Source organism: Streptomyces sp. KR80, from assembly GCF_052245555.1.
In the GTDB taxonomy this organism is placed as follows: Bacteria; Actinomycetota; Actinomycetes; order Streptomycetales; family Streptomycetaceae; genus Streptomyces.
Map to the genome: position 1 here is coordinate 1 of NZ_JBQQCD010000045.1, position 7,941 is coordinate 7,941.

General features: G+C 67.7%; 6 protein-coding genes, 2 tRNA genes and 2 pseudogenes. 5 read left to right on the forward strand and 5 right to left on the reverse strand.

Annotated features, from left to right (window positions below; genetic code table 11):
• The 3 genes and pseudogenes from ACTWQI_RS29775 to ACTWQI_RS29785 all read left to right on the forward strand — a co-directional run.
• A pseudogene (locus ACTWQI_RS29775) lies at nucleotides 1–105 on the forward strand (IS5/IS1182 family transposase); the annotation flags it as partial.
• A gap of 1,006 nt (nucleotides 106–1,111) precedes the next feature.
• Nucleotides 1,112–1,197: transfer RNA gene (locus ACTWQI_RS29780), tRNA-Ser, on the forward strand.
• 10 nt (nucleotides 1,198–1,207) lie between these two features.
• Nucleotides 1,208–1,302: transfer RNA gene (locus ACTWQI_RS29785), tRNA-Ser, on the forward strand.
• Nucleotides 1,303–1,550: 248 nt separating this feature from the next.
• On the opposite strand, the gene ACTWQI_RS29790 is transcribed toward ACTWQI_RS29785, so the two are convergent.
• The 5 genes and pseudogenes from ACTWQI_RS29790 to ACTWQI_RS29810 all read right to left on the reverse strand — a co-directional run bounded on the left by ACTWQI_RS29790 (nucleotide 1,551) and on the right by ACTWQI_RS29810 (nucleotide 6,353).
• Entirely contained in the window at nucleotides 1,551–1,769 is a 219-nt protein-coding gene (locus tag ACTWQI_RS29790; RefSeq protein WP_443275213.1) for a hypothetical protein, read from the reverse strand.
• Nucleotides 1,770–1,819: 50 nt separating this feature from the next.
• Nucleotides 1,820–2,929, reverse strand: a complete 1,110-nt coding sequence (locus ACTWQI_RS29795) for a serine protease (RefSeq protein WP_443275215.1) — start codon at nucleotides 2,927–2,929, stop codon at nucleotides 1,820–1,822.
• Nucleotides 2,930–3,325: 396 nt separating this feature from the next.
• The gene (locus ACTWQI_RS29800) at nucleotides 3,326–3,697 is read right to left on the reverse strand and encodes a hypothetical protein (RefSeq protein WP_443275216.1); all 372 of its coding nucleotides are present in this window, start codon (nucleotides 3,695–3,697) and stop codon (nucleotides 3,326–3,328) included.
• Between the two features lie 26 nt (nucleotides 3,698–3,723).
• A pseudogene (locus ACTWQI_RS29805) lies at nucleotides 3,724–5,222 on the reverse strand (NF041680 family putative transposase).
• Nucleotides 5,223–6,158: 936 nt separating this feature from the next.
• Entirely contained in the window at nucleotides 6,159–6,353 is a 195-nt protein-coding gene (locus ACTWQI_RS29810) for a hypothetical protein (protein WP_443275222.1), read from the reverse strand.
• Nucleotides 6,354–6,677: 324 nt separating this feature from the next.
• On the opposite strand from ACTWQI_RS29810, the gene ACTWQI_RS29815 reads away from it, so the two are divergent.
• Both ACTWQI_RS29815 and ACTWQI_RS29820 read left to right on the forward strand, forming a co-directional pair.
• Nucleotides 6,678–7,559, forward strand: coding sequence for a calcium-binding protein (locus ACTWQI_RS29815; protein ID WP_443275218.1), 882 nt, complete (start codon nucleotides 6,678–6,680; stop codon nucleotides 7,557–7,559).
• A 195-nt stretch (nucleotides 7,560–7,754) separates the two neighbouring features.
• Nucleotides 7,755–7,941, forward strand: a 187-nt coding sequence (locus ACTWQI_RS29820) for a hypothetical protein (RefSeq protein ID WP_443275220.1), incomplete at its 3' end; no start/stop codon positions are given.

Sequence of the window (7,941 nt, forward strand, 5' to 3'; positions counted from 1 at the left end):
AACGCCCTCAAGGGCTTCCGGGCCGTCGCCACCAGATACGACAAGAGAGCGTACGTCTTCCAGGGCACGGTCACCCTCGCCGCGATCCGGCTCTGGCTCCGGTAGGGACCTGCCGGACAGTCCCTAGCAGCGTAGGCAAGTCCCCGCCGGAGGAAGGACAGATTCCAGGGCCGACGCAACACCTGATCACTGGTGTGGTGGCGAGCAATAAGCAAACGCTCGGCTGGGTTTCCCAGCCGAGCGTTTCGCGTGGGAAAGAATCGTTCAGGGATGCACATATCCCTCTCCCGGTTCATCCGGCTCCATGCCGCACTACTACCCCGCACCCCATGATCACCGGGGATCGCAAACAGGTACTGATGCTCCTGGACCGCTACCTCCAGCGGACCGCCTACTTACCGCGCCCGCACGGCCGCTGACAGCAGGTCACTAACGGACCTTTGGGCGAAATTCCGGGGCCCGGCCCACCCGGAGAACCCAGCGCAGCCGGCACCAGCGGCGCCCCGCCCCGGCGGCGAGGGAGTGGCACCCCCTGCCGCAGCCGAGAAACCACCGGAGGAGACCGGCATGTACCTCGTCACCGTCGACCCCGCACACGGTGTCGTCGCTGCCACCGACACCCGCGAAGCCTGCGACGCAGGCACGGAAATCCGTCCTGGAAGAGCACGGATTCCACTGGCACCCGGACATCGAGGCATACGTCCTGACCACCACGCAGGACCGTCGCACGGCCGCCCGCTCGCAGTCTGCCTCGCGCACATCGGGCACGGCGTCATCACCGCCTGACGGGCCCAGTACAACCAGCCAGCACCCACCGAAGGCCGGGGGAGTGGCACCCCCGCCCCCAGGCCCAGCTCCCCACCGTGGCGCTGGGCAACGGAAAATCCGTTGCAGCGCCGCCTCGCACGCACCAGAGTGGTTCCACGCCACGACGCACACGGGAGGAGAGCGCGATGACTAGTCAGCCGTATCAGCGCTCTTCGTACTCCTCGCCGGGCAGCCCCGGGCCGGTCGTGTAGCCGCAGACGACGCGGAACACCGAGCGCCCGCGGGGAGCGCTCCGCCTGGGCGGCCTCTTCGTGCCGCCCACCTCTTGCCGGATGGTTCAACTGGAGAGTTGGCCGAGTGGTAAGGCAGCGGCTTGCTAAGCCGTCGTCGGGTGATGAGCCCGCGCGCGTTCGATCCGCGCACTCTCCGCGCAATACCAGGAGGAGCCAGCCGACAGGTGGCGCCGGCCGCGGTCTCGAAAACCTTTGGGCTGCCTGAGCAGCCGTGTGGGTTCGACCCCCACCTCCTCCGCCATGGGCGAGCTGAGCACTGGAGAGCCCAAGGGGAAAGCCCCCGCTCCGGCTGTGACGGTCGACTCCATCCTGGCCGGCCCTTCCTCACAAGAGGTTCTGAGCTGCGCCCTTATGGGGGTCCTTCATTCTGTCCGTTGTCCGCTCTGGGATGTGACCCGGGCGCGCATGTATGAGGACCCGCACCGATCTACGGCGCGGGTCCTCCGCTGCTTCTGCTCTATTCTTGTCACTCACCGTGGCTGCAGGGGCTCACTGGGCCTTGATGGGACCACCGGTCTCCCGCACACGGACGGCGTAGCCGCCCACCTCATCCGGGAGAGGGCCCGCCTCGGCGAGGCTGGTGACCCACACGTCGATCGTGGGGGCACCGTCGGGCTGCTCACCTTGGCCAACCGCGACGACTCCGGCGACTTGGCCGACCCAGCCGCTGGCTTTGGCCAGTGCGGCGGACAACTTGCTCTCGTTCATGGTTGTTCCATCTCGGCAGTCTCGAACCGTCGCCGTACCGCGGGAGCCGGTCAGGGTGTCTCGGTGACGCGGATTCCGAGCAGCTGCTGCACGAGCGGGATGGGATTCATGATGGTCACGTAGGGCGAACCCGCGAACAGCAGCCCGACCGCACCCTCCTCCAGGTCGCACACCATGCTGCCGGAGTCGCCGCCTGCTGACATGGGCGTGGTGAGGATCTGGTTGGCGAACCGGGCGACCTGCCCGTTGCCGTAGTTGACATCCACCGTGGCGTTGATGTTGAGCACGCGGCCGGTGGTGTAGTTGGTCGTTCTGCCGCACTTCTGCACCACGGTGTCGATCTGCGGGGCGGAGTTGATGCGCTTGACGTCCCCGGTCCAGGAGATCCGTCTGTCCAGGTCCCGGAAGTCGCCCTCGGCGATGGCCGCGTCCACGTAGTTCAGCGGCACGTTTCCGTTCTGCATGAACTTGATCGGTACGAACCTGCTGAGCCACGCGATCGTGTCGGTCGTCGCACTGCCGCCGTCGTACGGACCGGGTTGGAGGATCGGGTCGCCGATCTTGGCGTCGTTGGAATTGGCCAGTACGTGGTTGTTAGACAGCACGTAGTACTTCGGCGGGGCGCCGGGGAAGTACTGCGCGTCGTACACGCAGGTTCCGAGCGTCCCCGCGGTGATCTTGTAGTGGCCGATGCTGACCCCGCCGCACGCGGGACGGACCCTGTGGGTGAGCACCTGGGGCCTCACGGGGGCCATGCCGGGCGCGAACCGTTCGCGTGTGATGGCGCCCGACGGCTCGCGCTCCTCCAGGGCCTCCCGCTCCCGACCCACCTCCATCATGCCGTCCATCATGTACATGGGTACGTTCGTGGTCAGGCTAGGACCGAGGCCGGCGTGGATGATGCCGACCTCCTGCACGTCGACCGGCGTCTCCCCGATCTTTGCCGGCGCCAGCTCGCCCTTGCCCAGCATCTGTTTGTCGAGCTTCGTCTCGACCAACGCCACCAGAGCCTTCTGGTTGGTCTTCTTGCCGCCGGTGTACTTGTAGCCGAGGGCGACGCCGACTACGTTCGGCTTCTCCAGCAGCCCCGCCTCCTCGCTTGCCTGAATCTTGGCCAGGGCTTGGAAGTCGGGGTGGCAGAGCTCGTTTCGCTGCAACATGGGGCAGCCTCCTTCGCGGAACCGAGGATCGTAGGGCGCCCACAGCTACGTCAGTCCGGCTGATATGCCGGGCACCGTCCCCCGTACGTGGGCGTGGGACTGTGCCGGACAGCTCACGCAGCCACCTCCGGGATGCTCAGAAGTTCGCTCACGTTCGTCACTGCCGCGCGGGCGCCATTCAATGGGGGCGCGGGAAGCCTCCGGACCACCAGTACGGCGATGTCGTCGCGCTGCTCCCCGGCGGTGTACCGGCGGACGTCCCATCGCCGGCCACGCCCAGTAACCACTGACGCCACTCCCAAAGAAGCTGAGGCAGCCGACGAGCGGGGTCATCCACTCTCAGAAGCCACCGCCAACATGGGCCTGGACAAGTCCGCACCCGCATAAGCTTGCCGTTTAACGTCCGGCCGCTTCGGCATCGGAGGCCAACGATGTCCGCAGGACGCGCAGCCATCGTTGGCAGACTTCACGGGTGACCGGTTCGAACAGCTCGGGGGTCGAGGCTTCGACGAGGAACTGGGTCAGCAGGTCCTGGTGTCCTTCCTCGACGTCCACCTGGTCCTCGAAGTGCACGGCCTGTGCCCAGTCGACGAGCTGGCCGGGGCTGGCGAGTCCAGTGGTGACCTTCTCCACGGCGGCCACGGCGTGGCGACGACGGAAGGTGACAGTCGATGTTGGTTCGCCGTCCCGGGCGTCTCTGATGAGTTCGGAGAGCTCACCGTTCCAGTGCACGAGGTCTTCAAGGGGCCCGCTTCCGTTCGCGTCCATGTTGCCCATCCTGCTTGATGGCATGGTCATCGGGCAGTGGCGGCCTCCCGTCTGCTCGGAGCTGGCGTGACACGTCGGGGTTTGGTGCCGACTTTGTGGTGGGCGGGGCGTTTGTATGCCTCACCGGTCGCAAGAATCCGGCCCACGTCATGACGGGTGGCTGGGCGGCGGTTCTTCGAGCCCGGTGGCCGGCCGGGCCCGGGCTGGGACGGTTTCGGCGCACCGGCCGGAGAGCCGGTCTTCACGCAGAGGTTTCTGAACCCACGCCGGACTCGGGCGGGGTCAGTTTGTTCGGCGGGGCTGGCTTCTCCCAGGGGCGCCGGAGGTCAACGGCGAGTGGGCGGGCGAGCCGGAGCTGGGTGTGGGCGGCTATCACCAGCCATGTCCAGCGGTCGGCTGCCTCTGAACTGCGAAGCCGGGGCTTGGTCCAGCCGAGTGTCTGCTTGAACAGGCGGAAGGTGTGCTCCAGGTCGAAGCGACGCAGGAACGATTGCCAGCAGCGGTCCACGTCCTTGCCGGTGGCCCCGGTTCTCGACCACCAGAGCCAGACTGGCTTGTTCACTCCGCCGCTGGGCAGTTTCTCCACAACCAGGCGGATGACGGTGCCCTCGATGATGGGCAGTGGCCCGTCGTGATCGAGCCAGGCCGCACGCCGTGTCAGCCGCGGGTGGAGCCGGTCCCACCCCTGAGCGGTTGCCTCCCCGTAGCGGCGGGTGTCCGTGGTCGTCACGGCCTGCTCGGCGCCCCAGCTCGCGGGGTCGCCGAAGAGGAACTCGCCGCCGTGCTTGTGCGGACGGCCGCCCTTGGGGTCGTAGACCCGCGGCGGCGTCGGCCGTCGCATCACGCGATCCGAGCGCAAGCGGCCGAGGATCTGCACCGGCAGGCCGCCCAACAGGTGGGTGATGCGGGGTGCGTCATAGCCCGCGTCCAGCACCACCAGCACCTCGGGATCGCCCTCCTTCCACTGGCCGGCGGCGACGAGCCGTTCGACGACTTCGCGGATCTGGACGGTGGTCACCGCGGCGACATCCGCGCCGGGCTCCAGACGGACCGCATCAAGCACCGCCGTCCACGAGGTCCGGCCCGTCTCCAGAGCGGCCACGACCGAGTATGGCCAGCCCGGCACCATCTGGTGCTCGCCCTCACCCCGGCCGAACGTATGGCAGAAGGCCCGGTCAGAGCTGGTGCCGGCATCCGGCCGCAGCCACGGCGAGACGTCCACGGCCAGTACCAGCCGGCCGTCCGCCGCCCTCGGCAGCGGCATCCCGGCCAGAGCTCGGCGAAGCCGGGCGACGTCGATCCGCCCCTGATTGAGTCCACCGTAGAGGGCTCCGTGCCCGCGGCGGTGTTCTGGGGCGAGCGCGAGGTCGACCAGCGTCCGCACGGGCCCGTCAGTACATAACAGCGCGTCGCACAGCTCGAACAACGCATCCCCGCGTGCGGTCAGACACGCGTACAACTCCATCCGGAAGCGTGACACTTCTGCGAACGCATCCCTCAGGACGCCCTGACGCACCAAACTCACGACCACGGCCTTCGCGCTGATCTCATGCCTCTGTGACGGAGCACAGGATCAGCCGAAGGTCGCCTTCACGTCCGCTGAACCGCGAAAACGCCGATCAAGTACGAGCCGCGTTCGACGCCGGACCTTAAACGGCAAGCTAAGAACAACCGGGCTGTCACCGTGGCCTACCACCAGCACAACATCTATTGCACCGTGCCTTGGAAGCAGGCCCGCAAGCACAATGGCCACCCCCTGGCCTACAGCGCCCGAGGAAGCCACGCGACCTACCCGCGAGCAGGCTCCTACCCCATCCACAAAGCCCACGGTGTGGTCTCCGACATCGCAGGCCGCGGCGCTGGCTGGGCCACATATCACCACCTGAAGGATGCCCGCAACCAGGGATGGTTCGGCTACGGAGGTGCCTGGGGCGAGGTCGGCGACGGGCCCGACTCCACTGGCCCCCTGGGACCATCCGTCCACAAGAAGCCCCTCACCGACAAAGAATGGTCCCGTCCTCACCCCTGCCCTTGAGCCGCCTGCCTATCGTCTGAGCTCAGTGGGCCGGGACCTGTGCCTCTCGGCATCCCCTGCCCGTGGGAGCGGACACACCCGAACCGCTTCCCCGCCGCCGGCCGGGACTCGTCGACAGCTTCGCCCCACTCTTCGTGAGGGCGTTGAGCTGCTTGATCTGCCCGGCGCTCGCGCCCCGCAGCTGCCGGTCGAGAGTGGACTCGGGGCCCATCGCGACGAGCTGCCCGATCAGGTCCTGCGAGAGTCCTCTCTTCTGTAGTGCGACGATGTCCGACCGGAACAACTTGAGCGTGTTCTGCCGCCCCTGGAGCCCCGCGATCAGGCCCGAGACGCCGTTCGCGTCGGCGAGGTCCCCGAGCCGGCGATAGTCGGTCGCCGCCTTCCTCTGGTCGGCCGCCGTCGTCCGGGCTGGGTCGATCCGGCTGCTCAGTGCATCGCGCCGCTATAGAGCCGGCGGGCCGCTGACATACGGGGGTTGTCGTGCACGACCGCCCACGGCTTGCCCAGGTAGCCGCTGGTGCGGTGCGCCTCGTCGACCACGATCAGGCCCCATGACTGCGTGAAGGGTGTCCGGACACCCCGTCCTCCCCGATGGGCCAGCATCGCCAGCTGGGCCACCACCCGCTCGGGCCAAAAGCCATGCCACTACGCCAGGGCACGCAGCTGCCTGCCGGCCTGTCTCCCTGTCGAGGACCAGGTGCAAGGCGAACGTGTCCGCCGCGTCCCTCCGCTCCTGTGCGAACCGCTGCTCCTGCGCTTTGGCGGCCTCGCTCCGAGCTTCCCGCTCCCGTGCTCTTAGGCAGACGTTCACCGATCCTTCGTCTTCCGTACAACCGTGCTTGGGTCTGGCGGGTCTGATCCGTGGAGTCAGCAGACTTCTAGATCGCTCGGGCATCGCGTGACGGTTACCGAACCGCGGTGCCCCTTCTCCTCATGGGGAACTACATGCGCATTCGTGCCACCGTGGCCGCCGGGTCCGGCGTCCTCGTTCTCGCGGCCCTCGCGGTCCCGGTCGCCCACGCCGAGTACCAGCCGGTCGAGGGCCCGCACAAGCCGGACGCCAGTGAGCGTTTTGGCTCCGCCGCTGCGGCCAAGTCAGTGCTCGGTAACACCTCGGCGGTGGCTGATGAGCCGGTCGTCTCGAACATCACCGTCCATGCGGGCAAGGACGTCGTCGTCGGTACTACCAACCTGAAGACGTTCACGGTTTTGCTGACTGCCAGCCACGCCTCCGGCATCCAGGACGCGTACCTTGACCTGTGGCACGGCTCCGACGTCGACAACATCGACGGCTACCTCGGTCCGGACCAGGAAGCCGCCACCTGCACCGCCAGCAGCGCGACTACGTCGACCTGCAAGCTGACGATCACGGCCGACCCGCAGGGCGCCCCGGAGGAGAACGGTCTGTATGCCAACGCGCTGGCCGGCACCTGGCACGTGACGGCTGCCGCGCTCGCGGGTGACGGCAGCTTCTACTGGAACGACTCCTACAAGAGCCACAAGGTGAAGCGTTACGCCAAGCTCACCACCAACGCCTCGCCCGAGCCGGTCGCCAAGGGCAAGACCCTCATCGTCACCGGTAAGCTGAGCCGGGCCAACTGGGAGACGCACACCTACAAGGGCTACACGAACCAGTCCGTCACGCTGCAGTTCCGCAAGGCGGGCACGCGCACCTACAGCAACGTCAAGACGGTGACGACGAACAGCTACGGCGGCCTGAAGACGTCCCTCACCGCCACCTACGACGGTTACTGGCGCTACACGTTCGCTGGCACCTCAACCACCGGCGCGGCCACTTCCACGAGCGACTACGTCGACGTGCAGTAGCCGTCGTCCGCGCGGTACACGCTACGCGGGGAAGCGGCGGCCGACCCACCTCCACAGGAACCTCCAGGGCGGCCGCCGCCACCGCCGCGATGGCCACCGCACGGCAGACTGGTCCCCCCAACGGCTGCGCGAACGGCTCCAGGGCCTGCGTCGCGCAGGCGCTGGGCGGACCAGTCTGCCGGGGCAATCTCCAGCATGAGGATGCCCAGTCGCTGGTACGCGGTCCGCAGATCGCCCATGATCTCCCGGCCGCGGGCGCTCCAGGTTCTCGTGGGCCCAGCGCAGGGCCAAGTAGGTCTTCCCGATACCGCCGGTGCCGCCGATCGTCGAGATCACCACCGTGCCGCCGGGACCGGCGTGCTGGTCGAGTCCGGCCGACAGC

Excerpts from the sequence above, each read along its gene's own strand:
- ACTWQI_RS29790 (WP_443275213.1), bottom strand. The coding sequence starts at position 1,769 with ATGAACGAGAGCAAGTTGTCCGCCGCACTGGCCAAAGCCAGCGGCTGG.
- ACTWQI_RS29815 (WP_443275218.1), top strand. The coding sequence starts at position 6,678 with ATGCGCATTCGTGCCACCGTGGCCGCCGGGTCCGGCGTCCTCGTTCTC.
- ACTWQI_RS29800 (WP_443275216.1), bottom strand. The coding sequence starts at position 3,697 with ATGGACGCGAACGGAAGCGGGCCCCTTGAAGACCTCGTGCACTGGAAC.
- ACTWQI_RS29795 (WP_443275215.1), bottom strand. The coding sequence starts at position 2,929 with ATGTTGCAGCGAAACGAGCTCTGCCACCCCGACTTCCAAGCCCTGGCC.